At 61.2% G+C, this 24097-nt stretch carries 26 protein-coding genes; 8 read left to right on the top strand and 18 right to left on the bottom strand.

Annotated features, from left to right (window positions below; genetic code table 11):
- Positions 1 to 129: 129 nt before the first annotated feature.
- From FHX08_RS14635 to FHX08_RS14620, 4 genes are all read right to left on the bottom strand, one after another.
- On the bottom strand, positions 130 to 900 hold the full coding sequence (locus FHX08_RS14635) for a thermonuclease family protein (protein ID WP_132652751.1): 771 nt from the start codon (positions 898 to 900) through the stop codon (positions 130 to 132).
- Positions 901 to 910: 10 nt separating this feature from the next.
- The gene (locus FHX08_RS14630) at positions 911 to 1579 is read right to left on the bottom strand and encodes a helix-turn-helix transcriptional regulator (RefSeq protein ID WP_132652750.1); all 669 of its coding nucleotides are present in this window, start codon (positions 1577 to 1579) and stop codon (positions 911 to 913) included.
- A gap of 116 nt (positions 1580 to 1695) precedes the next feature.
- Positions 1696 to 2340, bottom strand: a complete 645-nt coding sequence (locus tag FHX08_RS14625) for a response regulator (RefSeq protein WP_184327269.1) — start codon at positions 2338 to 2340, stop codon at positions 1696 to 1698.
- Between the two features lie 90 nt (positions 2341 to 2430).
- A complete protein-coding gene (locus tag FHX08_RS14620; protein WP_132652748.1) occupies positions 2431 to 2829 on the bottom strand; it encodes a hypothetical protein in 399 nt (132 codons plus the stop codon).
- A 114-nt stretch (positions 2830 to 2943) separates the two neighbouring features.
- Between FHX08_RS14620 and FHX08_RS14615 the strand changes: the two genes are divergently transcribed.
- The gene (locus tag FHX08_RS14615) at positions 2944 to 3297 is read left to right on the top strand and encodes a DUF952 domain-containing protein (RefSeq protein ID WP_132652747.1); all 354 of its coding nucleotides are present in this window, start codon (positions 2944 to 2946) and stop codon (positions 3295 to 3297) included.
- Positions 3294 to 4382, top strand: coding sequence for a quinone-dependent dihydroorotate dehydrogenase (locus FHX08_RS14610; RefSeq protein ID WP_132652746.1), 1089 nt, complete (start codon positions 3294 to 3296; stop codon positions 4380 to 4382). The genes FHX08_RS14615 and FHX08_RS14610 overlap by 4 nt, the downstream gene beginning before the upstream one ends.
- On the opposite strand, the gene FHX08_RS14605 is transcribed toward FHX08_RS14610, so the two are convergent.
- Genes FHX08_RS14605 through FHX08_RS14595 form a run of 3 tightly spaced genes read right to left on the bottom strand, consistent with a single transcriptional unit; the run spans position 4358 to position 6502 of the window.
- Positions 4358 to 5704, bottom strand: coding sequence for an MATE family efflux transporter (locus FHX08_RS14605; protein WP_132652745.1), 1347 nt, complete (start codon positions 5702 to 5704; stop codon positions 4358 to 4360). The genes FHX08_RS14610 and FHX08_RS14605 overlap by 25 nt on opposite strands.
- A gap of 32 nt (positions 5705 to 5736) precedes the next feature.
- Complete coding sequence (locus tag FHX08_RS14600) at positions 5737 to 6234, bottom strand: CAP domain-containing protein (RefSeq protein WP_132652744.1); 498 nt, start codon at positions 6232 to 6234, stop codon at positions 5737 to 5739.
- A gap of 1 nt (position 6235) precedes the next feature.
- A complete protein-coding gene (locus FHX08_RS14595; protein WP_132652743.1) occupies positions 6236 to 6502 on the bottom strand; it encodes a DUF6460 domain-containing protein in 267 nt (88 codons plus the stop codon).
- 141 nt (positions 6503 to 6643) lie between these two features.
- Between FHX08_RS14595 and FHX08_RS14590 the strand changes: the two genes are divergently transcribed.
- From FHX08_RS14590 to FHX08_RS14580, 3 genes are all read left to right on the top strand, one after another.
- Positions 6644 to 7576, top strand: a complete 933-nt coding sequence (locus FHX08_RS14590; RefSeq protein WP_132652742.1) for a class I SAM-dependent DNA methyltransferase — start codon at positions 6644 to 6646, stop codon at positions 7574 to 7576.
- 195 nt (positions 7577 to 7771) lie between these two features.
- A complete protein-coding gene (locus FHX08_RS14585) occupies positions 7772 to 8407 on the top strand; it encodes a YitT family protein (RefSeq protein WP_132652741.1) in 636 nt (211 codons plus the stop codon).
- Positions 8408 to 8505: 98 nt separating this feature from the next.
- Entirely contained in the window at positions 8506 to 8673 is a 168-nt protein-coding gene (locus FHX08_RS14580; RefSeq protein WP_184327268.1) for a hypothetical protein, read from the top strand.
- A gap of 68 nt (positions 8674 to 8741) precedes the next feature.
- Here the strand turns inward: FHX08_RS14580 and FHX08_RS14575 are convergent, their stop codons facing one another.
- Both FHX08_RS14575 and FHX08_RS14570 read right to left on the bottom strand, forming a co-directional pair.
- On the bottom strand, positions 8742 to 9203 hold the full coding sequence (locus FHX08_RS14575) for a carboxymuconolactone decarboxylase family protein (protein ID WP_132652740.1): 462 nt from the start codon (positions 9201 to 9203) through the stop codon (positions 8742 to 8744).
- Positions 9204 to 9234: 31 nt separating this feature from the next.
- Positions 9235 to 9735, bottom strand: coding sequence for an RrF2 family transcriptional regulator (locus tag FHX08_RS14570; RefSeq protein WP_132652739.1), 501 nt, complete (start codon positions 9733 to 9735; stop codon positions 9235 to 9237).
- A gap of 95 nt (positions 9736 to 9830) precedes the next feature.
- Here FHX08_RS14570 and FHX08_RS14565 point away from each other — a divergent pair, with 95 nt between their 5' ends.
- Together FHX08_RS14565 and pdeM are read left to right on the top strand one after the other, a co-directional pair.
- On the top strand, positions 9831 to 12341 hold the full coding sequence (locus tag FHX08_RS14565; RefSeq protein WP_132652738.1) for a ligase-associated DNA damage response DEXH box helicase: 2511 nt from the start codon (positions 9831 to 9833) through the stop codon (positions 12339 to 12341).
- A gap of 19 nt (positions 12342 to 12360) precedes the next feature.
- Positions 12361 to 13086, top strand: coding sequence for a ligase-associated DNA damage response endonuclease PdeM (gene pdeM / locus FHX08_RS14560; RefSeq protein ID WP_132653218.1), 726 nt, complete (start codon positions 12361 to 12363; stop codon positions 13084 to 13086).
- Positions 13087 to 13117: 31 nt separating this feature from the next.
- Here pdeM and FHX08_RS14555 read toward each other — a convergent pair whose 3' ends face one another.
- Together FHX08_RS14555 and FHX08_RS14550 are read right to left on the bottom strand one after the other, a co-directional pair.
- Positions 13118 to 13699: a transglycosylase SLT domain-containing protein gene (locus tag FHX08_RS14555; RefSeq protein ID WP_132652737.1), complete on the bottom strand. Its 582-nt coding sequence runs from the start codon at positions 13697 to 13699 to the stop codon at positions 13118 to 13120.
- A gap of 57 nt (positions 13700 to 13756) precedes the next feature.
- Positions 13757 to 14674, bottom strand: a complete 918-nt coding sequence (locus FHX08_RS14550) for an alpha/beta fold hydrolase (RefSeq protein WP_184327267.1) — start codon at positions 14672 to 14674, stop codon at positions 13757 to 13759.
- A gap of 86 nt (positions 14675 to 14760) precedes the next feature.
- Here FHX08_RS14550 and FHX08_RS14545 point away from each other — a divergent pair, with 86 nt between their 5' ends.
- The gene (locus tag FHX08_RS14545; RefSeq protein ID WP_132652735.1) at positions 14761 to 15357 is read left to right on the top strand and encodes a TetR/AcrR family transcriptional regulator; all 597 of its coding nucleotides are present in this window, start codon (positions 14761 to 14763) and stop codon (positions 15355 to 15357) included.
- On the opposite strand, the gene FHX08_RS14540 is transcribed toward FHX08_RS14545, so the two are convergent.
- From FHX08_RS14540 to FHX08_RS14510, 7 genes are all read right to left on the bottom strand, one after another.
- Positions 15344 to 15904, bottom strand: coding sequence for a dihydrofolate reductase family protein (locus FHX08_RS14540; RefSeq protein ID WP_184327266.1), 561 nt, complete (start codon positions 15902 to 15904; stop codon positions 15344 to 15346). The two genes, FHX08_RS14545 and FHX08_RS14540, sit on opposite strands and share 14 nt — an antisense overlap.
- A 230-nt stretch (positions 15905 to 16134) precedes the next feature.
- On the bottom strand, positions 16135 to 16932 hold the full coding sequence (locus tag FHX08_RS14535) for a TIGR02186 family protein (RefSeq protein ID WP_132652733.1): 798 nt from the start codon (positions 16930 to 16932) through the stop codon (positions 16135 to 16137).
- Positions 16932 to 17855: a sulfite exporter TauE/SafE family protein gene (locus FHX08_RS14530; RefSeq protein WP_132652732.1), complete on the bottom strand. Its 924-nt coding sequence runs from the start codon at positions 17853 to 17855 to the stop codon at positions 16932 to 16934. The genes FHX08_RS14535 and FHX08_RS14530 overlap by 1 nt, the downstream gene beginning before the upstream one ends.
- 224 nt (positions 17856 to 18079) lie before the next feature.
- A complete protein-coding gene (locus FHX08_RS14525; protein ID WP_132652731.1) occupies positions 18080 to 21811 on the bottom strand; it encodes a peptidoglycan-binding protein in 3732 nt (1243 codons plus the stop codon).
- Positions 21812 to 22096: 285 nt separating this feature from the next.
- A complete protein-coding gene (locus tag FHX08_RS14520) occupies positions 22097 to 22462 on the bottom strand; it encodes a VOC family protein (RefSeq protein WP_184327265.1) in 366 nt (121 codons plus the stop codon).
- An 89-nt stretch (positions 22463 to 22551) separates the two neighbouring features.
- Positions 22552 to 23253 carry an SDR family NAD(P)-dependent oxidoreductase gene (locus tag FHX08_RS14515; protein WP_132652729.1) on the bottom strand — a complete coding sequence of 234 codons (702 nt, stop codon included), beginning with the start codon at positions 23251 to 23253 and terminating at the stop codon, positions 22552 to 22554.
- A gap of 76 nt (positions 23254 to 23329) precedes the next feature.
- Positions 23330 to 24013: a DNA-3-methyladenine glycosylase I gene (locus tag FHX08_RS14510; RefSeq protein ID WP_132652728.1), complete on the bottom strand. Its 684-nt coding sequence runs from the start codon at positions 24011 to 24013 to the stop codon at positions 23330 to 23332.
- Between the last annotated feature and the right edge of the window lie 84 nt (positions 24014 to 24097).

Here is a 24097-nt window from a genome sequence, read left to right as displayed (position 1 = left end):
ATGAGCGGAGATTAGAGCCTTTCTTGGTCGGATTGAAGCATTCTGTTGACTCAAACGGAGTCCGATGGCGGCTCGATCAGGCAGCCCGTTTCGGCCAACCCGAAGGACGGTCATTACAAGGGATCACCATTATAACGGATCATTGGACTGCGGTCGTGGTGCAGCCGCCGGTCTGCGGCGCGGATCTTCGCCATGAATGCCCTGTTTTGCCTGTTTTGCCTTTTCTCCTGCGGCAGCAAGCGGCGAGCCGGGCTGAGCCTCCGCCCAGCCATTGTCCACGAGCCAGGCGCCGATATCCTGCTGCCCCAGTCGGCAGGACGCACTCGCCATGTCCTCCCACGCATCCGAAGGAAGATTACAATCGATCGTGCGGTTACGCAGATAAAGCCGCAATGCCGTCTTTGCCATCATGCCACACGGCCATTGCCTGCCTTCCGAGCCGCAGCTTTTGTCCACGGGCGTCTCGACGACATTGGCAATTTGAAGTCTGCGTTTGCCGAAGGAGAGGATTCCGGCGCTCTCCACCGTCGGCCGCAGCAACTCCACGCTGTCCTTTCCGTCTGATGTGGCTTGCTGCGGTTCAGTCGGCGCAGGAGTTTTTTGTGCTGCTCTATCCGCTGGCGCATTTCGGGGGGAAGCCCCGGCCGCGTTCCTGGACGGAGTAGCTGCCGGCCCGGCCGGCGCTGGCTCCGTTGCCCGGGCGATCAGCGCCGCATCCTCATCCGTCAGAGTTGCCGGCGGTTTTGCCGCGTCGGTATTTGCATCGGGCAGCGCCGCGGCCACGCTGTCCGCATCAGGGGCTGCTTCGCCGCCTCCATCGAGCCGCGCTTGCCCCGCCAAAAGCAGGCCGATCACCGCCGCTATCCCCGCGATACCTGTGACGAAGGCTGCAGGGCGCATGATTATTTTCCTATTGGCTGGCCCAGATGATTCGGGCAATCCATTCGACGTCGGAGAGCTCGACCGTTCGGTTAGGATGTTCGGGATTGAGCGACAGCAATTCGATGGAGCGCGGGCTCTGGCGCAGGAGCACCTTGGCCATGACTTCACCCTCGCGCGTCTTGACGACGACACGATCGTTGCGGCGCACCTGCGCACCGGGCTCCACGATCAGCACATCGCCGTCGCGATAGAGCGGCATCATGCTCTCGCCCTGCACTTCGAGCGCATAGACGCCGGCCTTCTGCGAGGGGCCGGCCGGAAATTCCACCACATCCCAGCCTTGCCCCGCGGGAAAGCCACCGTCGTCGAAAAAGCCGCCGGCGCCTGCCTGCGCAAAACCGAGCAGGGGAATGGAGCTTCCCTGTGAGGCAAAAATACTATCCGGCAGGCTGGCGGCGGCAGCACCTGCCGGCCGCATGAAGCCGAGAAACTGCTCCATGCTCGCGCCCGTTGCCTCTAGCACCTTGGCAATCGATTCCGTCGAAGGCCAGCGCAGGCGTCCGTCCACCGAGAGCCGCTTGGACTTGTTGAAAGAGGTTGGATCGAGCCCGGCCCGCCGCGCAAGACCCGACGGCGTCAGGTCATGCCGTTCGGCAAGCCTGTCGATCGCTCCCCAGATCTGGTCATGTGACAGCATATGCGTCCGGTCCCGCGGTCCATCCGGCCGCTTTCTATCGCCGGCAGATTAACCGAGGCATTTCCCCGAGTAAAGCGCAAATGAGGAATAAAATCCTGTCCTGCTGATAGGCAGCCTCAGGCGACCATAGCCATGTTGATCTTGCCGAGCTGGATGACCGCCTGCGTGCGACTGTCGACGTCGAGCTTCAGGAGGATCGCCGAGACATGCGCCTTGATCGTCGCTTCGGAAACGCCGAGCTCATAGGCGATCTGCTTGTTCAGCAGTCCTTCGCCGAGCATCGTCAGCACCCGGCTTTGCTGCGGTGTCAGCGTATGCAGCCGGTGGATGAGGTCGGCGACATCAGGGTCCTGTTCCTGTCCGCCACGATAGCTCTCCGGCGTGGCAATGCCGCCCGCCAGCACCGTCTGAATGCTGCGGCGGATATCCTCGATACCCGAGGACTTCGAGATGAAGCCGGAGGCGCCAAGTTCCAGCGCCCGGCGGACCGTTGACGTATCGTCGGTCGCCGAGATGATGACGATCGGCAGGCTGATGAATTCCGAGCGCAGGGCCATCAGCCCCGAAAAGCCGCTGACACCCGGCATGGCAAGGTCGAGCAGCATGAGGTCGGCATCCGGGTTCTCACCCGCTGCCGTTCTTGCCGCAGCAAAATCTCCGGCCTCGACGATTGCCTGCCGGCCTTCCATACCGAGCACCGCTTGGCGCAGCGCGTCGCGGAAAAGCGGATGGTCGTCGGCAATGATGATGGTTTGTTGCATCGAAAACTCCCTCCCAAGAGCTCGATCCCGTCAGTCCTGCCCGGCTCCCCTGCACGAACATGACCCTCTACTTATATGAATATAACCAGATCAACTCCGCTGCGGAAGGGGATTGGCTTCGTCTTCCGCCTGGAATTCCCGCACAATTCCCATGAAACTGCGCATCATCCGTTCCATGATGCCAATCGAGCGGTCGACCTCCGCATCCGTCGGCAAGGCGGGACGGGCGGCCGCATTCTTTTCCAGCGCGCTGACACGGTCGGCAAGCCGGTCGAGTTCATCCTCGTAGACAGCGCGTTCGTCGGCCGCCATACGGCAGACCAGAGCGCCGTCCTTTTCCATGCAGAGCGACATCGCCCCCGTCTGCCGGTCGAGGCGCACGAAGTGGTCGCCGCTGCGTTCGAGCTGGAAACGTGCCGCGTCTGGTTCTGCCGCCAATGCCGCGAGCGGCAGAAGACCGGCGGCAAGCAGGATTGCAAATGCCTTCATCGTCTCATCCTCCGCAAAGCGTTGCGCCTGTCCGTTTTTGCGCCCCGAGGCGTGGACATCGCCGTCTCTTTGGGGCAAAGCCCTCCTCATGGAAGGCCAGCCAACGGGATCATCATGACCGCGACACCGACCCTTTACAAGATCGTGCCGGAGGCGCTCTGGCAGGAAGCCAGACAAACCGGCGTTTTTCATGGCGCCGGCATCGACCAGAAGGACGGCTTCATCCATTTCTCGACAGCAGATCAGGTCAAGCAGACCGCGGCCCTGCATTTTGCCGGCCAGACCGGCCTTGTCCTCGTTGCTGTCGATGGTCGCAATTTCGGCGATAAGCTCGTCTTCGAACCCTCGCGCGGCGGCGCGCTCTTCCCGCATCTTTATGCCGACCTGCCGCTTTCGGCCGTGCTCTGGGAGACAGAGTTGCCGCTCGACGATGCCGGCGTCCATATCTTCCCGGAGCTCGCACCGTGATCGATCCCTTCAAGCGCATCGCCCGCCGCGGCCTCTTCCTCGTCGATCCCGAAACCGCACATGGCATGTCGATTGCAGCGCTGAAGTCGGGCGTCGTGCCCGCCTGCCGCCTTGCGCCGGATCCGCGCCTGCGCCAGACCGTTGCTGACATCGACTTCCCCAATCCGCTCGGCATGGCTGCTGGCTACGATAAGAATGCCGAAGTGCCCGAGGCGCTGCTGAAGCTCGGCTTCGGCTTCACCGAAATCGGCACTGTTACGCCGAAGCCGCAGCCCGGCAATCCGCGCCCGCGCATCTTCCGCCTGGTGGAGGATGAAGGCGTCATCAATCGGCTCGGTTTCAACAATGAAGGCCACGAAGCAGCCTTCCGCCGCCTCTCGCAGATCGGCCGCGCCGGCATCGTCGGCGTCAATATCGGCGCCAACAAGGATAGCGAGGATCGCATCGCCGATTACGTCGCCGGCATCCGCCGTTTCTATTCCGTCGCCCGCTATTTCACCGCCAATATTTCCTCGCCCAACACGCCGGGCCTGCGCGATCTGCAGGCGCGCGAAAGCCTGGCCGCACTGCTGTCGGCAGTGCTGACCGCGCGCGATGAGGAAGCCGAGAAGGCCGGCCGAAAGATCCCGGTTTTCCTGAAGATAGCACCCGATCTCACCGAAGAGGGCATGGATGACATCGCCGCCGAGGCGCTCTCGCATGCTCTCGATGGCCTGATCGTTTCCAATACGACGCTTTCGCGCGACGGACTGAGGGATCAGGCCCAGGCGAAGGAGGCCGGTGGCCTTTCGGGCGCGCCGCTGTTCGAAAAGTCCACGACCGTGCTAGCCAAGATGCGCAAGCGCGTCGGTCCGGCCCTGCCGATTATCGGCGTCGGCGGCGTCTCCTCGGCCGAAACGGCGCTGGAAAAGGTCAGGGCGGGAGCCGATCTCGTGCAGCTCTATTCGTGCATGGTCTACGAAGGGCCGGGCCTTCCCGGCGCGATCGTACGCGGCCTGTCGAAGTTGCTTGATCGCGAGAAGGTTGCCTCGATCCGGGATATCAGGGATATCAGCGTGGATTACTGGGCAGCACGGAATGTCTGAGCCGCCCGCGGTTTGATCAGCACCACCAGGAAGAAACCGCGAAACAGCAGGAAGGCGTTCATCGCCAGCCACAGGCCGTGATTGCCGAAGAGCGGCACGAAGACGGCAAGCATGGCAAGATAGCCTGCAAAAGACATCAGCATGCGGTTGCGCATGTCGACGGACCATGTCGCACCGATGAAGACGCCATCCATTAAGAACGCAAGCGCTCCTGTCAGCCCCGTCACTGCTGCCCAGGGCAGATAGGTTTCTGCCGCTGCTTGTACTTCCGGCGAACTGGTCAGCCCGGAAATAAGTGCAGGGCCGGCGAAATAGAAGAAGGCGGAGATGATCGCCGCCAGCCCGAAGGACCAAAGGGTCGTGAGCCTCAAGCCTCGATCGAAGGCCGGTCGGTATTGCGCGCCGATCGCCCGGCCGGTGATCTGTTCGGCAGCATTGGCTAGACCGTCGAGATAATAGCCAGACAGCAGGAAGAAGTTCATCAAGACGGCGTTGGCCGCGAGCGTGATGGCGCCGAAGCTCGTGCCGATGCGGGTCATGATCGCAAAGGAGCCGATCAGCACGAAGGTGCGGATCAGGATGTCGCGGTTCAGCGCGAAGAGTTCGGCGAGCTTGTTCCGTGAAAACACCTCCATCCGGTTCGGCTGGTGTGCCCTGTCGAAACTGCGCAGCACGATGAAAAGGCCGACGATCGCGCCGGCCGTTTCACCTGCCATCGTGCCCCAGGCGACACCCGAGACACCCCAGTCGAGCGACAGGCCGAGATAGATGGAAAGCAGGATGTTGATCCCGTTGATCAGCGCCTGCAGCAGCAGCCCCGTCCGCCCCTGTCCTCGACCGAGCACGAAACCGAGAAGCGCGTAGTTGGCAAGCGCGGCCGGCGCGGCGAGAATGCGGATCGAGAAATAGGTGCTGGTTGCCTCGGCAATCCGGCCTTCCGCGCCCATCAGCTTCAGTCCGATGAAGATCAAGAGCGGTGACAGGATGAGCAGCGCCAGACCGGAGCCGAGCGCGGAAACGATCGCGCGCCAGAAGACCGCCTGCTGTTCATGCTGATCGCGTCGCCCAAGCGCTTGTGCCGTCAGCCCGGTGGTAGAAGCACGCAGGAAGTTGAAGCTGCCCATGATGAGATCGAACAGCATGGCGCCGATCGCCAGCCCCGCCAGCGCCTCGGGATCGCCCATATGGCCGACGACGGCGGTGTTAGTGATGCCGAGCAGCGGCGTGGTCATGAAGCCGAGCGTCATGGGAATGGCAATCGACAGCACGAGCCGGTGCGTTACGTCGAATGCCAATGTATTTCTGTTGCTGCCGGTATCCATATTTGCCTCATGATGACCGAGGCAGAATCGCCTCAGCTGGAAAGCACCATCGCCCAATAGGGCAGATTCTTCGAAGACGTATTATGTGCAACGGCAACGCCGATACCGCTATAGCGTCCGAGCATATTTTCCAGATGGTGGGGGGAATTGATCCAGGCGGTGACGACCGCATCGACGCTTTGCTGGCCGGACGCGATGTTTTCGGCGGCCGGCAGGGCAACACCGCTCGCCTTCACGCGGGTGCCGAAACTGTCGGTCATGCCCATCAGATGTGCCATCTTGCCGGCGCTTGCCATGCGCTTGGCCTGGAAGATGGCGGCCGCACTGGCGTGTGGATCGGCGCTGAGCGCCGGCAGGCCGTTCTTGGCGCGAAGCTGATTGACGAGGGGCAGCGCTGACGCTGTCTCGTCGACGGCATCGGACGGGGTAGTTGCAAATTTCGGGGTGGTCGTGCAGCCGGCGATGCCGGCCACTACCGCGAGACCTGAAAGCTGCAGCAGGCCGCGACGCGAAAGGATGATTGAAGCCATGTTATTTTCGATAGCTGAAAAGACGGATGATGATGAAGATCGGGATGACGATCGTGGCGCCGAGAAGCAGGTAGTCGCCGACGCGTCCAAGCGCCGCGAAGCCTTGCCGCCACAGGTGGAGCACGAAATCGCGGACGTTATAGATGAGCTCCCAGGGGGTAAGCCCGAAGATGGCCATGACGAAGCCGACGATCAGCGACACCACCAAGAGCTTGATGATCGTGCGGCCAATGGAATCGCCGAGAAACCTGTTCACCTGATCGGACATGCGCCATCTCCTGTTTGCCTTGAGATACGGTCGCGGCGATTCGCCCGCAAGCCTTTTCCGCCAAGACAGTACCGCCTCTGAGATAGGACTTGAGTTTTTTTGTGGCCGCCGCCAAATGCCGGCAAATCACAGGGCCTGATCATGCAACCAAGCCAGCTTTCCTCCGGCGATGTCATCGCCGACCGCCGTGCCGATTATGCGAAAATGCTCGATGAAGGCGGCGAAGCGGAAGCGGCCGCCGAACTGATGGAACAGGCGCTGGAACTCGTGCCTGCTTGGGCGGCAGGCTGGTATCGCCTCGCCACCTATCGCGAAAAGGCGGGCAAGGTGAACGCTGCCGTCGATGCCTATCGCCGCACGCTTGAGCTCGACCCCGAGGATATCTTTGGAGCGGGCCTGAAGCTCGTCCTGCTCGGCGATGCCGAGACGCCAAACCAGCCGTCCAGCCGCTATGTCGAGCGTCTCTTCGATGATTATGCCGATCGCTTCGAGACCTCTCTCGTCGAAAAGCTGGACTATTCCGTCCCCCAGAAGCTTGCCGCACTCGTTGCTTCGACTGGCCGGCACTACCAGCGCGCCGTCGACCTCGGTTGCGGCACAGGTCTGCTAGGCCCCGAGATCCGTTCTCGGGTCGCGCGGCTCGAAGGGTTCGATCTTTCGCAGAACATGCTGGCAAAGGCTGCCGAAAAGCATGTTTATGATCATCTGGCGCAGGCGGACTTGTCGCTATCGCCCGAGGCCTCCGGCGTTTTGGCGGACGGCGAACGGCACCGCGCCGACCTCGTGACGGCTGCCGACGTGCTGATGTATCTCGGCAATCTCGAAAGTGTCTTCGCGATCCTCGATGCGCTCGCCGCGCCTGGCGCCGATTTCGCGTTTTCAGTGGAAGATGGCGGTGAAGGAAACAGCTTCCATCTGGCGCCGTCGCTGCGCTACGCCCATTCCGAGATCTATGTGAAAGGGCTTGCGGCAGCTCACGGCCTCGAAATTCGTGAAATCGTCAAAACTACCATTCGCAAAGATGGCGGCAAACCAGTTTCCGGTATTCTGTTCCTTACGCGCAAAACCGTCTGAACGCATATTTCTTGCGATTTTTAAAATAGGTCAGCATTGCTTACGTATTTTGCTTGCGCGCAACCTTGATAGGCCTGATAATCTGCTCATTCAGCGGGAAAGCGACGCGCTCAAAAAGTGCGGCACGCGCCACATCCACCGTACATTTTCTCTTCCTCCGGCCTGACCGGAGCAGCCGCTATCGGAGATCGCGACATGAGCCAGCTCATCAGTGCCCTCGGTTTCTGGAATACCACCGCGACGCGCCACACGCCGGTCGAGGATGTGCAGGGCATATTCTCCGGCAGCCTCGTTTCCGCGCTCGGGCTCTATGTGCTCGCCAGCGCCGGCCTTCTCACCGGCAGCACCGCCGGCATCGCCTTCCTCCTGCATTATGCCTTCGGCGTGAACTTCGGCCTCGCCTTCTTCCTGCTCAACCTGCCCTTCTTCTATCTCTCGTGGAAGCGTCTCGGCATGGCCTTCACGATCAAGACCTTCATTGCCATCGGTTTGACCTCCTTGCTAACCAGCCTGCAGCCGAAGGTCATGGAGATTGCCGCCATCCAGCCGGCCTGGGCAGCACTTCTTGGCGGTCTGCTTCTCGGTTACGGCCTTCTTGCGCTCTATCGCCACCGCGCCAGCCTCGGCGGCGTCGGCATTCTCGGCATCTACATGCAGGAGCGTTTCGGCATTCGCGCCGGCCTCGTACAGCTGGCCATCGACATGTGCGTGCTGGCGGCCGCCTTCTTCATCACCACGCCGCCGGTTGTTTTCTATTCCGTGCTTGGTGCTGTCGTGCTCAATCTCTTCGTCGCCATCAATCATCGCGCCGACCGCTACATCGCTTTGTAACCTTACAAAACGGTAAGCTGTTCTAAACAAAACGTAACTTGCCTGTGATCGGTACAGGCGCGACACTTCTCCTCGCGCCGGATATGATGAGGTAAGCTATGTCAGATCTGGAAAAGCTTGTCAGACGCCGCATGCAGGAAGAATACGCCAAGGGCGCTTCCGCAGAGGAAATCGCGAAAGTCGTCCGCGACATATTCAACAGCATCGACCTCTCGGGCAGATTGCCTGACGCCGGTGCCATGAGGGCCGTCGCAAATCGCAAGTGATCGTAGTGTCAACCGACCCGAAACCTTCGGGTCGGTCGCCGGGATGAATCCCTATAAGCAGATATTTATCAGGCGGCCTTCTGCGGCGCATCGATCGGATGCTGGGCACGGAAGCCGACAGCAAGCCGGTTCCAGATGTTGATCGTGCCGATCGCAACCGTGATCTTGGTCATTTCTTCTTCGGAGAAATGCGCCTTCAGGGCCTCGTAATCGGCATCCGGCGCACCGGTTTCCGCAATCTTCGTCACCGCATCGACCCAGCCGAGCAGGGCGCGCTCGCGAGCGTCATAGACGGGCGATTCCCGCCACACGCACATCAGGTTGATCCACTGTTCGGAAAGCCCGTAATGGCGTGCTTCTTTCGAATGCATGTCGACGCAATAGGCGCAGCCATTGATCTGCGAAGCGCGAAGCTTGATCAGATGGATGAAGCGCTTATCCAGTCCGGATTCCTGCACATATTGTTCCAGTGCGGCGACGGCCTTGTAGGCATCCGGAGCGGCTTTGCCGAAGTTGAAACGTGCTTGCATGGTATGTCTCCTTGGGTTGGGGGGGGGCGGCTCATCGAGCCATTTTTCTCTCGTGCATTTCCATGAAGGCGCAGCCTCTGGCGGCGATCCCGCCGTCATCATCTGCGGAAAGTTCGGCCAGGATATCGGCGACGCTGGTATTCGCGAGTTCGGCGCGATAGGCGCGCTCGGCTCTCAGCATTGCCGCCGTGATCTGGCAAGGCTTGGTGAAATAGCGCTGCGGCAACGGGTTCGGTCCGCGCTGACGGATTTCCGAGCAGCGGAAGGCCGGAGCCGGTCCCTCAACCGCGAGCACGATATCGAGCAGCGAAATATCCTCCGGCTTCTTCGCCAGCCGGTAGCCCCCCTTCGGTCCGGGTACCGTCTCCAGAATTCCGGCTCCCGAAAGCGCCTGCAGATGCTTCAACAGATAGCTCGTCGACACGCCGTGATATTCGGCAAGTGCCGCCGCCGAAAGCACGCCGCCCTCCGAAAGCCCTGATAGTACCGCCGTGCAATGAATACCCTGTTCGACACCGTCACCGAGTTTCACAGCCTATCTCCTTAATCATGGATATAATTTATCCACGATTATAGCGGAGAGTCAATAGCGCTTCTATTCGTCGGCGTTTGAACTACATTTGCCCCGTGGATCAGATTGAAACCGACGCCAGCCTCGCATTGCCCGCCCCCTTCCTCCGCTGGTTTGCGGAAAAGGGCTGGCGTCCCCGCGCCCACCAGCTCGAACTCCTGTCTCGCGCCGAAGCAGGCGAGAGTACGCTGCTGATCGCCCCGACTGGCGCCGGCAAGACCCTTGCCGGTTTCCTGCCGTCGCTGACCGATCTCACAAGGCGCGGTAAGATCCCGCCGGGTTCTGCATTTACCGGCATCCACACGCTTTATGTCTCGCCGTTGAAGGCACTGGCCGTCGATATCGAACGCAACCTTATGAAGCCCGTCACGGAAATGGGCCTGCCGATCTCGATCGAAAACCGCACCGGCGACACGCCGAACGCCAAGCGTCAACGTCAGAAGCTCAACCCGCCCGATATATTGCTGACGACGCCGGAACAGGTGGCGCTGCTCCTGGCAAACCGGGAAGCGGAGCGCTTCTTCAAGGATTTGAAATACGTCATCTTCGACGAGCTGCACTCGCTCGTCACCTCAAAGCGCGGCCACATGCTCTCGCTCGGCCTTGCCCGACTGCAAAGGCTGGCGCCCGATCTGAAGACGATCGGCCTCTCGGCCACGGTCGCCGATCCCCTGGATCTGCAGAAATGGCTGGTGGCGCAGGAGGAAGACAAGGCCAATCACGCCGGCCTCGTGCTCGTCGAAGGTGGCGCCAAGCCCGATATCTCCATCCTCAATACGGAAGAACACATTCCCTGGGCCGGCCATTCCGCCAAATACGCCATTCCGGATGTCTATCGCCTGCTGATCGACCACAAGACCACGCTGCTCTTCGTCAATACCCGCTCGCAGGCCGAAATGCTGTTTCAGGAGCTTTGGACGGTCAACGAGGAGAACCTGCCGATCGCGCTCCACCATGGCTCGCTCGATGTTGCCCAGCGCCGCAAGGTCGAAGCCGCCATGGCCGCCAACCGGCTGCGGGCCGTCGTCGCCACCTCGACGCTCGATCTCGGTATCGACTGGGGCGATGTCGATCTCGTCATTCATGTCGGGGCACCGAAGGGGGCCTCGCGCCTTGCCCAGCGCATCGGCCGCGCCAATCACCGCATGGACGAGCCATCCAAGGCGATCCTCGTTCCCGCCAACCGTTTCGAAGTCATGGAATGCCAGGCAGCGCTCGATGCAAACTACATCGGCGCGCAGGATACGCCGCCCGTCGGCCGCGGCGGGCTCGATGTGCTTGCCCAGCACGTGCTCGGCATGGCCTGTGCCGAGCCCTTCGACATGCTGGAACTCTACGACGAGATCACCAGCGCCTCGCCCTACGCCGATCTCCCATGGGAAACCTTCGAGCGTGTTGTCGATTTTGTCGCGACCGGCGGTTATGCCCTGCGCACCTATGAGCGTTATGCCCGCATCCGCAAAACCAAGGAAGGCAGGTGGCGTGTCTCCAACCCGCAGGTCGCCCAGCAGTATCGCTTGAACCTCGGCACGATCGTCGAAGCTTCGATGCTGAATATCCGCATGGCCAAACGCGGCGAGGGCGGCAGGCTCGGTCGCCCCGGCGCGGTGCTTGGCAAGGTCGAGGAATATTTCCTCGAGCAGCTTGCGCCGGGTGATACGTTCATCTTTTCCGGCAAGGTGCTGCGTTTCGAGGGTATCAGGGAGAGCGAGGCGCTGGTCAGCCCGGCCTATTCCTTCGATCCGAAAATCCCGTCCTATAACGGCGGCAAGTTTCCGCTCTCGACCTATCTCGCCGATCAGGTCCGCTCGATGCTGGATGATCCGGACCGCTGGCACCGACTGCCGGATCAGGTGCGCGACTGGCTCTCCCTGCAGAAGGAAAAATCCCTGCTGCCGAAGCACGACGAGCTACTGATCGAAACCTTTCCCCGCGGCAGCCGCGGCTACATGGTCGTCTATCCCTTCGAGGGGCGGCTGGCGCATCAGACGCTCGGCATGCTGCTGACCCGGCGTCTGGACAGGGCAGGGGCAAAACCGCTCGGCTTCGTCGCCACGGACTATTCTCTCGGCATCTGGGGCCTTGAGGATCTCGGCCTGATGATCGCCAATGGCCGCCTCAGCCTCTCCGATCTCTTCGATGAAGATATGCTGGGTGACGATCTCGAATCCTGGCTGAACGAATCTTTCCTTTTGAAGCGCACCTTCCGCAATTGTGCCGTGATTGCGGGATTGATCGAGCGGCGTCATCCGGGAAAGGAAAAGACCGGCCGGCAGATCACCGTCTCGGCCGACCTGATCTACGATGTGCTGAGAACCCACGAGCCGGACCACATCCTGCTGCAGGCGACCCGACAGGATGCGGCAACGGGCCTTTTGGATATTTCCCGCCTTGGCGATATGCTCAAGCGAATCAGGGGCCATATCACCCACCGGGCGCTGGACCATATTTCGCCGCTTGCCGTACCGGTGATGCTGGAAATCGGTCGGGAATCGGTGCCGGGTCAGGCTCATGACGCGCTGCTCGCCGAAGCCGCCGACGATCTGATCGCCGAGGCGATGGCTTGAAATTGGATTGACGAGAGTGATGAACCGCCTTGCGCTGGCGCGCGACACGACTGGGCTTGCCGCAATACCGGGCGTCGAAACCGCCATTCATGGTATTGCCGCCGTCTGCGATCCGCTTGGCGCGCTCTATCTGCCGGATGCCGGCATGCTCGTCGTGTCCGACCTGCATCTGGAAAAGGGCGCGGCTTTTGCCCGCCGCGGCATGATGCTGCCGCCCTATGACACGCTGGCGACACTGACAGTTCTTGCCGCCGTCGTCTCCCGCTACGATCCGAGGATCGTCATTTCGCTCGGCGATAATTTCCACGATCGCGTCGGCTCCGAGCATCTGCCGGATGCCTTCCGCACGCAGATCGTCCAAATGGCTCGCGGCCGCGAATGGATCTGGATCAATGGCAATCACGATCCTGACGGTACGGTGGATTTGCCCGGCAGCTGCTCGGACGAACTCTGCTATGCCGGCCTGACCTTCCGGCATGAGCCGCATGAAGGATTGCAAAAAGGCGAGATTGCCGGCCACCTGCATCCTGCCGCCACCGTTCGCCGCCGCGAAAGATCCGTCCGCCGTCCCTGTTTCGCGACGGATGGCGCCCGCCTGCTGATGCCGGCTTTCGGCGTCATGAGTGGAGGACTCGACCTTGGCCACAAGGCGATGACAGGTCTCTTCGACAAGACCTCCTTGATTGCCCACCTGCTCGGCCGCGACCGGATCTATTCGGTCCGTTATGGCAATTTGCGCGGCTGATACCCGCTCCCTTCACTGGGAGGGGAAGGGCTCAATTACATCCCTGCAACTGCTGCTGATAGGTGCCCGCCATTCGTGCGAACTTCTGCGCAGTCTGCTGCAGCTGTCCATTGTTGCGCCAGTCGCCGCGCTTGTAGCCGGTCGGGCCGGAATAATAGGCGAGGTAGAGGTTGTAGGCGTCGTTGAGCGGAATACCCGTCGCCTGGGCGTTGCTGTAGTGGTACCAGCCGATGAAATCGATCGCGTCGGCGAAGTTCGTGCGCCGCGCCGCCCAGTTGCCGGTTTCGGACTGATAGTGGTCCCATGTCCCGTTCAACGCCTGCGAATAGCCATAGGCGGTCGACGGACGTGTCCAGGGAATGAAGCCGAAGAGTTTCGTGCGCGGCGGTCGTGCATAGGGCTGGAAGCCGGATTCGACATACATGGTCGCCATCAGGATCGGCACCGGCACGCCGTATTTCTTCTCGGCACGCTCCGCTGCCCCCTGCCAGCTGGTGAAGAGGCCGTCCTTCTGATCGAAAACAGCGCAGATATTACGCGTCTGGCGCGGCGCCGTCGCGCAGCCGGCAAGCAAAGCCAGCCCGACGACCGCAAGCACGGTGGGAGTACGCATGATACAAACCTCTCATTTTCGAGAGATTACTAACTCGTAAACGTTAAAGAGCGGTTTTTATGCGAATACGAGATATTCTGGTGGTCTTTTGCCAGGCCAGGGATTGGTCCCGTCTCGCAGCCAGAGCAGGCTATCAAGCCAGAAACCAGAGGCGTGCCGCGCATGAAAAAGATCGAAATGCCCGATTCTGGAAAACCCGAGATCTTCCGGCCTCAGCAACACCTCCTCCACTTGGGCATTGCGATAGTGAGAAAAGCCGCGGCGCAGGGCTTGAACGGTGGCGATCTCGTCGTCCGAAACGGTGAGGCTGAGAACAGGCGCGCGAAAGTTCTCGAAATGCCTTGACGCCGGGTCTTTCCACCCCCGCTGAAAAGCCCAGTCGAGCGCGACATCCTTCGGCAGATCCTCGAGCCAGCCGAGGCGCCGTCCCGGAAAGTAACCGAATAGCAATGTGGTTGCCGGCATGACGACGTGCCATTTCAAAAAGAGCCGCCATCGCCGCGTCTCCGCATAGTCCCGCCAATGCCCATACTGCGCGCCGATAGCAAGCACGCGCGTTATGCCTTCGGTACTGGCCGAGAAGCCGGGCAAAAAGCCCCCGATGCTATGGCCGACGACCAGCAATTGCTCGCCGGGGCGTTTGTTTTCCATGAAGAGACGCGCTGCATCGAAATCTTGCTCGCCCCAGTCCTGCCAGCGATAGCCCGAGCCTTTCAGTCGCGCCGGACGAGACAAGCCGATACCGCGATAGTCATAGGTCAGCACATCGAAGCCATGTTCCGCGAGAAAGCGCGCGTAGTAGTGATAGTAGCGCGCCACAACGCCCGTTGCCGGATTGATGATGACGCTGCCATTTCCGCCATTATCGGCGCCGTTCCAGAAATGACCGCGGAGTTCTACGCCGTCGCGGCAGCGGATCGAGACGGATTTTGCTTCTCGTGCAAGCTCGCTCTGCCTCCGTTTGGCCTCGGGCATGTACCATCTCCTCTATTGACGTTTCGCCGGGATGATAGGCGGAAGCCAGCGTTGATGACACTCACTGGTCGGTATACATTGGCCGAATGGCGAGATCAGGATCCGATACGCGCGAACGCATTGTCGCGGCTGCTGCAAAGCTCTTCTACAGCGAGGGTGTCAGGGCGGTGAGCGTCGATGCGGTGGCCGAGAAGGCCGCAGTCACGAAGCGCACCCTCTACTACCATTTCGACAGCAAGGACGAGCTGATCGCCGCTTATCTCGAAACCCGCGACCAGCCCAATCTTGCAGTGTATCGTCGGTGGTTAGCGGAAACCGATGGGGATCTGTCGGCGAAGATAAAGGGCATTTTCGAGAATCTGGCTCGCTCGGCCCGACACCCCAAATGGAAGGGCTGTGGCTATCTCAGAACATCGGCCGAACTCGCCAATATGCCCGGCCATCCCGCCATCAAAGTCGGTGCCATACACAAGAAGAATGTCGAGGCTTGGCTGACGTCTCTCTTCGAAGAACAGCATCTCGCCGAGCCACTAAAACTTGCCCGTCAGATTGTTTTGCTGCTCGACGGCTCGTTCGCCGCTGTGCTGCTGCATCGCGATCCGACCTACATGGAAACTGCGGGCGAAGCGGCCGCAGCCCTGGTGGCTGCAGCCTGCGCAGACAAATGGATCAGGCTGCCCTGACCGGCTGGTAGCGCAGGATCACGGCACCGCTCTTCGTTACCGACGAGTCGAGCAGTTTCAGCGGCTGCTGTCCAGCCGCCGGCTTGAAGTGCGGATTGCCGCCGCCGAGGATGACTGGAACGAGGCAGATGCGGATTTCATCCACCAGCCCCGCCTTCAGCATGGTATCGACAAGCTCGGCGCTGCCGAAAATGAAGATCGTTTTGCCGTCCTCTCTCTTGAGCTTTCCCAGTTCGGAAACCGGATCGCTGACGACGCGCGTGTTGTTCCAGTCGGCTTTCTCCATGGTCCTGGAGACGGCGAGCTTGGCAATACCGTTCATATAGGCCTTGATCTTATCTTCGTTCTCGGCGGTCGGCCAATAAGCGGCCATGCCCTCATAGGTCTTGCGGCCGAAAACCAGCAGGTCGCCTTCTTCGCCGAATTGCTCGGCATATTTTTCCAGCTCCGGCCCCCAGGCCAGATTGTGGAAGTCGATATCCCACGGCTTCGATCCTTCGGAATAGCCATCCAGCGTCATCAGGTTCCAGACAACAAGCTTCCTCATTTTATCCTCCATCCACTCTGCATCAAAGTTAAAACTGGTGGCATTTAGAAACTAGTTAAAGCTAGCGTGACTGATAGCGAAATGCAAGCGGTTTTGGGAGGCAGAGGAAAAATCCTTTGGCCGGGCTCCAGCTGACGTCTGAGCAGGCTTCGCCCGCCCGGAACGCTATCTGGAGCCCGCCCATTTGAAGGAACTTTCTAGTGGTCGTCAGGCGGCGAATCGAAGCCCGATCAATCCTTGCGGAAAATGAAGCTGGCGCCCCATCCCGTCAGTACTGCCAGCAACACTGCAAAGCAGCCGTAGAAGATCGGCTGCTCATGCGCTGCGTCGGTGATCGTCTGCTCGATGCCTGTCTTGATGACGCGCAGCGGCTGCGATTTCTGCGTTATGAATTTCCCGCTCTTGAAGAGGTAAGCGCGCACCGTATGCACGCCGTTCGGAATATTGGCCGGCAGCCGCAGACTTGCCTTGAACAGGTTCGAGGAGACGAAACGCACGCCGCTTGGATCGCGTTCGTAAAGTCCGCCCACCTGTTGTATGCGCCGGAAGGCGGCGCGGAATTCGTTGAGATTATTGAAATTGCCGGCAAAATCGATTGGTCGCAGCGGGATATGATCGATCCCGATACCCTCTCCGGTCAGGTCGAGCGGCGTCGTGATGTCGTCGATAGAGCGCGAGCTCGACATCGAATAGGAATGCGGCACATCGGCGAAAGTCATCGATGAGGCATTGACCCAGATGCCGAAGACCCGTTCCTTCTTGCGCACCGTGGCGTCCTCGCGCGGTCCTTCCAGGACCACGACGACATCATACTGGCCGATGGCGAGCAACAGTTCGTCGGTGTTGGTCACCGCGCCGAAAATCGTCAAGTCGGCGCCGCGAAAATCGGAGGTGATGGCGATCTCGCTGGTGGATGTGCCGATTTCCAGCCCCTCGCGCTCGGCCTGCGTTCCCTGTCCAGGTAGCAGCACTTGTGCCGAGGCGGCGGCAGGCATGAAAAGGATAAGGAGCAGCAGGAGACGAAACATCAGTTCCCCACTCCCATCACCACCGAAAAGATATCTTCGGGGGTCAGCACCAACGCAACGGCAAGGCGCAGGCCAACCGCAAGAACCAGGAGGCCAAGCAGCGCGCGCAACTGTTCGCCGCGCAGTCGCTGACCGACGCGCACGCCATATTGTGCGCCGATGACGCCGGCGAGCATCAGGAAGAAGGCGAGCACGATATCGACCGAATAATTGGTCGCCGCCTGCACGATCGTCGTATAGGCGGTCACGAAAATGATCTGGAAGAGCGAGGTCCCGACGACAACGTTTGTCGGGATGCGCAGCAGATAGATCATCGCAGGCACCATGATGAAGCCGCCGCCGACACCCATGACGGACGTGAGGATGCCGATCGCAAAGCCCAACGCCACGATCGGGATGACCGACAGGAAGATCTTCGATTTCTTGAACCGCATCTTGAGCGGCAGCTTGTGTACCCAGTGTTGATGGCCGGGCCGGCGCGGGGCCGGCGCTTCGTTACGGGCGGCGCGACGCATGGCATTGACGCTTTCCCAGAGCATCAGCCCGCCCACTGTGCCGAGGAAGACGACGTAAAGCAGGGAGATGAAGAGGTCGAGCTGGCCGATGGCACGCAACAGCGAGAAGATCCAGATGCCGACCGTTGCACCCGTCAAACCGCCGACGAGCAGCACCGTGCCGAGCTTCATATCCAGCGTTCCCCGCCGGAAATGGGTGATCGCCCCCGATATCGAAGAAGCGACCACCTGATTGGCGCCGGTTGCAACGGCGACGACAGGGGGAATGTTGTAGAAGATCAGGAGAGGCGTGATCAGGAAACCGCCGCCGACGCCGAACATACCGGACAGGAAGCCGACGGCGGCCCCCATGCCGAGAATGATGAAGATGTTCACCGACAATTCTGCGATGGGCAGATAGATTGTCACAGCCGACCCCGATTATCGCCGCTCCCGCCGGAGCGGCCCTCTCACGTCCCCACTCGAATGGCACATCCTACTGTGAAATCGTTGCCAGAGGCTTTCGAAGGAAAAAAGCCATGATCAGCCGGATGCAGGCTCCGATATGTCCCGCATAATCCGGCTTTTTTCAGGTTTTGTGACGGCCGGCCTCAAAAGCCGAAAAGCCGGCGGCCAAGGGCCGTCGAGCTGTCTCAGATGGCCTTGGCGCCGGGTTTGTTGCGCTCAAGAAGCGCCTTCACCGTGTCGTCGTTGACCTTGCCAGTCGGCTCCTGGCCGATCGACTTCTGGAAGTTCTTGATGGCGGTCACGGTCTTCGCGCCCATCTCTCCATCCGGCGGGCCGGCATCGAAGCCGTTATTGTTGAGGATCGCCTGGATGTTGCGGATCGCCTTCTTCATGTCGACGGTTGCCGTCTTCGGCGCGGCAGCGCTTGCCCATGCGTCGGGGATCTCGACGCCGTTCGCCTTGTTGTCGAGCGGTTGCGGCTTCCAGAGGTCGGCCTTGGCGCGGGCGCGCTCGAGTTGATCCGGCTTCATGGCTTTGGCCACTTCGTCGCGCTTCTGGGCGGCATCCTTGTCGCCGGATTTGGCGGCGATCGCAAACCACTTGTAGGATTCTTCCAGATCCGCCGGCACGCCGTTGCCGCGGGCGCAGAGGATGGCGAGGTTGAACTGGCTGTCGGTGATGCCGAGATCGGCCGCCTTCTGGAACCAGGAAGCCGCCGTTACGTAGTCCTGCTGGCCAAGCGCGCCGGAAGCATAGAGTACAGCGAGATTATGCATGGCGCTGGCATTACCTTGGCTTGCAGCCTGCTCATAGAGACCTTTGGCCTTCTGCACGTCCCGGTCGACGCCATTGCCCTTCTCATACATGCTGCCGAGCCGGTACTGTGCCGGTGCGAAGCCCTTGTCCGCCGAAAGCTGGTACCAGTTCGCCGCCTGCTTCTGATCGGCGGCTAGGCCATTGCGGCCCTCGGTATAGCGCGCAGCGATCTCGAAGAGCGCCAGCCCATCGCCGTTGCGTGCCGCGTCGGCGAGCGGCGGCGGCTGGATCGTGTCGGGAACGATGATCGAGGCCGCAGCAGGAGCCGTGGTCGTTGCTGCCGGAGCGGCAGGCGTGTTCGGAGCGAAGCCGGAACTATCCTGCACCGGCGCCTGATCGAAGCTTTCCGCACCTTCGCCGTCGAGCGGCGTCGCATCGGTCAGGTGATCGGGCGCTGTGGGAGCACCGGCCTCGGAACCGATCGCTTCCGGTGTGGTCGTCGGCATCTGCGCGGCCGATTCTGGGGTCGAGGTTTCCGGCACGACCGGCGTCGGCGCCATCATATTGGCCTGCGGCATCCCGGTGGCGGTGCTGGGGGTCGAGACTTCAGCCGGTGGCGGTGCCTTCTGGCCCGTCGTCAGCGTGCGGGCAAGCGGGAAGGCCATGATGGCGAGCAGCACAGCGCCGACTGCCAGCAGGATCGGCCGGCGGAAGCGCGAAAAGGCGCCGCCTTTGCCGGCTTTTTCCGGCTTGGCAGCACGCCGCTCGGCGCGCGTCGCCGGCTTTGCATTGCTGTCAATCTCCATGGCCGCAGCCTGCGCGGCTCGGCGAGCAGCGGCAATATAATCCGCCCGGTCGTTTTCGGTTGCCGGCTTGCCGCGCTGGGCGTTCTGGCTGGCGCGCACGCGCTCCAGTATCTTCTTCACGTCAGGCGCGCCGGAGCCCGGTTCCAGCAACTCGTTTGCGGCTTCGGCCGGCATCACGTCGACGGGATCGATCGATGGAGCGGGGTCGATGACGGTGCGCTCGGTCGCTGCCTTCGCTTCCGACTTGCGCGACGGCATCAGCTTCCGGCCGAGGCTAGCGAGCAGGCTGCCCTTGGCGGGAACGACCGCCTTTTCTTGTTGGCTGTTGGCTTCGATGGCGATCGCGCTGGTGCTGTCGGCCAATGCCGGTTCCGGCATACGGCTCGGCGCCTCTTCGGCAATATCGGCCGTGCGCAGCACCGGCGAAGCCTTGGGCGCCTGCATCACCGGAGCCTTGGCAGGTTCCTTGCCTGCGTCGACTAGCGCATAAGGATCGACGTGGAACTCGACCTCGGCCGCCGGCATTTTGGCGGCGGGGCGAACCTGTTCTTCCATCGTGTCCAGTCGGTCAGCGATGTGCAGCAGCGTTTCGTGAAGGGCCTGGAAGGTCTTGTGCGTACGCTCCTCGCTATCCCGGCTGAGATCTTCGAGATTTCGTAGGTCGTCGGCCAGCGCGACCAGGGCCGACATGTCGGCGGCAGCAGGTGCAGCGCCCTGCGCTCCGCCGTTGCGCGAATAGGCGTCGACCACGGCTTCGGCCGCCTGTCGTGCGGCCTCGATAATATATTCGTCGTTGGTCGCGATATAATCTTCGATCGCGCCCATGCGGCGATCGAGATCCGCGGATACTTCTGCGTTTTCGCGCGGCGTGTTCAAGAGCTCGGAGAGATTGGCAATCTGCTCCTCGAGGTTCTTCAGCGCGCGCGTGTCGGTCGGTGCAGCCGCCGTGCTTTCTTCCAGCCGCGCCGCGATGTCGCTGAGCCGCCCTTCGAGACGGCGGAACGCGCCATCGTCGATTACAGGTACCGGGGCAGGGCGGATTTCCATCTCGTCGATGCGGCGTGCGAGATAGTCGAGCCGCTTGGCGAGCGCATCATTGACCGAGCCGCTTTCCAGCGCGTCGATCTTGCGGGAAATGTCGGAGAGCGCGCCGGTCAGGTCTTGCTGAGGTGTCGTCTTCTGGGTGCGTTCGAGAAGATAGGAAAGGTGCTCCAGCCGCTCGTCGAGGCGCGAAGTTGCTTCGGCTTTGGCGAGGTCTTCCACGCGCTCCGTCAGCGCTTCTAGCCGACTGGCCATTTCGTCGGCAGGATTTGGGCGGTTCATGGCGGCCCGACCCATCAGCTCGATCTGTTCGCCGAGGGCAGAAAGACGGTTTTCCAGCCGTTGCATCAGCGCCGGGTCGGTGCCGGTCGCGCCGCGTCCGCTGGCGGCGATCGCGCGGCTGATCTCGTCGAGCCGCGTGTCCATCGCAGCGAACTGTTCCGACATGATCCGATCATGCGGCTGGATCAAATTACCGAACTGCTCCACAGCCGAGGCGATCGTGATGAGCTTGTCTTCCAGCGCCTGCACGGCCGGGCTTTCCCCCATGCCGCCGAGCTGCCGCTTGATATCGTCAAGCCGGTAAGCGAGGGATACGAGCTCTTCCTGCAGCCCGGCGGTGTCGAGCTCCGCCAGGCGGTTTTCAACGTTGTCCCAGCGCTGCTCCATGTGGCGCACCGAATCCTCGCGCGCCAGCCCGTCCATCAGCGAACGCAGTTCTTCGAATTCGTTTCGCAGACCAGTTGCTTCCGGGCCAGCTGAACGGCTCGTGAGTTGCGCAATGCTCTGCGAAAGACGCCCCATGTCGGCGCGGATGTCGTCGGCAAAATGCCGGTCCTGGGCGCTCGCCTTGATTTCGCGCAGCTCGCCGCGCAGCGCATTCATTTCGCGCGTCACGCCCTCGGAAATGTCACGCTTCAGATCCTGCCGCAGGTTGACCAGTGCCTGGGCGATTTCCGTCATCGTGTCGTCGGAGGCGCGGAAGGCCGGTGCCGCCGGATAAGGCACCGAAGCGCGTTGCGGGGCAGGGGCCGGTTCACGCAGCAGGGCCGGTGCCGGTTCGCGCGTATAGGCGCGCTCGCGATTATCTCTGCTGGCATCGAGCGCGCGCTGGCGCTGGCGGATTTCCGCAAGCGGATCGGCCGCGCGCGGCGCGTAGGAATCGCGCTCCGGCGTCGGGCTGCGTGGCCGCTGTTCGCGTCCGCTGCTCATCAGACCCTCGATCCGCGCTTCCAGACCCTCGATGGTGCGGTTTAACGCATCAAGCGAGCTCCTGTCGGAATGCCGGGAAGAATGTGATCGCGATCCGTTCATGTTCTTGCTCGCTTCGATTGCCCGGTCTGGGCCCGATCATTGCCTTTTCCGAAGCGTACCGGGGCACACAGCGGAGAGCACCATCCATAAGGAAATAGTCAATTAGACTTTCCTCAAGCTGGATAGGTTTTTGGCGGCACTCCTGGACGCAAGACAAATAAAAGGAATGCAGATCGCCAATGCTCACCGCGCACCTTTTACGAAACGTGGTAAAGAACTCGTTAACCGGAATGAGAATTTTTTAACTTTTGCCTTTCTCAGGCCAGTTTTGCGCGTCGAAGCGCTTTAGAGCGGCCGCTTGTACTGCAACTCGATCTTCACGCCCTCAGGCCCGTAGACGAACACCTGTCCGAGGTCGGTATCAGGAATATCGCGATATTCGTAGCGATAACCGCCGGCTTTGATGCGAGCGAGCGCCGGTTCGAATTCGAAGAGGCTGAAGGCCACATGATTGAAGATGCCGGATGGAAAATCACCCGCCCGCTCCGTCAGGCTCAGATGGATCACCGGCTTATCGTCGAGATAAAGCCAATGGCCGCGCGAGGGAAAGGGCGGCCGATAGCCTTCCTTCACGCCAAGAATGTTTTCAAAAAAAGCGATCATGGCAGGCGCATCGCGCGTATCGATCGTCACATGGTCCAGGCGCAGCATCGTCCCCTCCCAGGCTGTCGAAGCCGGTCCGATCCTACTGGTTTCGGCGCCTTCGGGAAAGGAGGTATGCTCTATCGAGACTGCCTGGACTAAAAGTTTTCCGTCCAAGGCCGCAGCTCGACCTCCTGCGACCAGGCGCTGCGATGCTGCAGCAGCACATCGATATAGGACTGCGCAATCGCATCGGGCGAAAGCGTGCCGTCGGGCTTGTCTTTCTTGTCCGGTCTCGTGGCGGAGCGGACCACACCGTCAATGACGAAATGCGCTACATGAATGCCAAGCGGTCCGAGTTCACGGGCAGCACTTTGCGCCAGTCCGCGCAACGCGAATTTCCCCATGGCAAAGGGCGCCGATTGCGCATAACCCTTGATACTGGCTGTCGCCCCTGTCAGTAGAATTGCGCCGTGTCCCTGCGGGATCATCCGTTTTGCCGCCTGTTGCGTGACGAGGAAGCCGCCGAAGGCGCTGGTTGCAATCGCCTGCTCCACTTCGGCAGGATCGAGCTCGGCAATCGGCCCGCGCACCCGGCCGCTGGCATTATAGATCACGATATCAGGCTCGCCGATCTCGGCGTCGACGCGTTCGAACAGCGCCGCAACCGCAGCCGGCTGCGCCGCATCGGTGGCGAAGGCCTTGGCTCCGGTTTCGTCGAGCAACGGCCCGAGCTTGCCGATATTGCGTGCCGCCAGGCCGACCTTCACGCCTCGCTCCGAGAGCTTGCGGGCGAGTGAGCCGCTGATGCCGGAACCGGCGCCCACGATCAGCGCGCTACGATAGGGAAACTCGGCCATGATCTTCTCCTTCGAGTGAACCTTCCGGAGAGGTAGGCAATCACGGCCTTGCAAAAAACCAGCGGCCCGAAATATTTCATTCTTGGGGAGCGTCGATCGAAAGCCCGCAGATGCGCGAGAGATAGGCGAGAGGCAGCCCTGTTTCCGCGGCCCAGCGGTTGAATGTCTGCTGGATCAACTGCTGGTCCTTCTTGCCAGTTCCCGATGCCGAAAGGGGCACGCCTGCGTCCCTGAGGCAGGCGATGACATCTGTTGTCATGATAAAGCAGTCGCGGCCGATGCTGCGCAGGAAATATTGACCGGTGATCCCGCCGAGCCGATTGCCGCGTTTGTTGAGCTCGTCGAGCAGGCCGATATGATCCTCGCGCGGCCAATCTGCGAAGAAGGCGCCGGCACTGCCGGCCTCTTTCGCCAGTTCGCGCACGAAGGCCGCGTTGGCGCGTACGGACATGATCTTCGCGCCATTTTTGACGATGCGGTCATCGCCAGTCAGATCGTGCCAGTATTCATCCGGAGCGATATTGAGTGCGGCAGGATCAAAGCCGTCGAAAGCTTCTTCGAAACCCGGCCATTTGTTGTCGATGACCTTGTGTACGAAGCCGCTGTAAAAGACGCGCCGCGTCATTTCGGAGAGGATGCGGTCATCGGGCAAAGCGCGCAGCGCCTCGTGGTCAGGCATCGCCGGCAGCTTCGCTTTCAGCGCATCGGCGCCGCCTTTTCTGTCTTCGGCACGTCGCCGGATGATATCGAAATCGCTCAAGGCCTGGCTCCCGAATAGATGTCGCCCGCAAGCCTATTCCGGGAGCAGCCCTGCCTTCAAGCGGTTCGGGTCCTCAAGCTATCT

The sequence above is a fragment of the Rhizobium sp. BK529 genome, assembly GCF_014194105.1.
Classification (GTDB): Bacteria; Pseudomonadota; Alphaproteobacteria; order Rhizobiales; family Rhizobiaceae; genus Rhizobium.
This window is presented reverse-complemented; position numbering and strand designations above follow the sequence as displayed.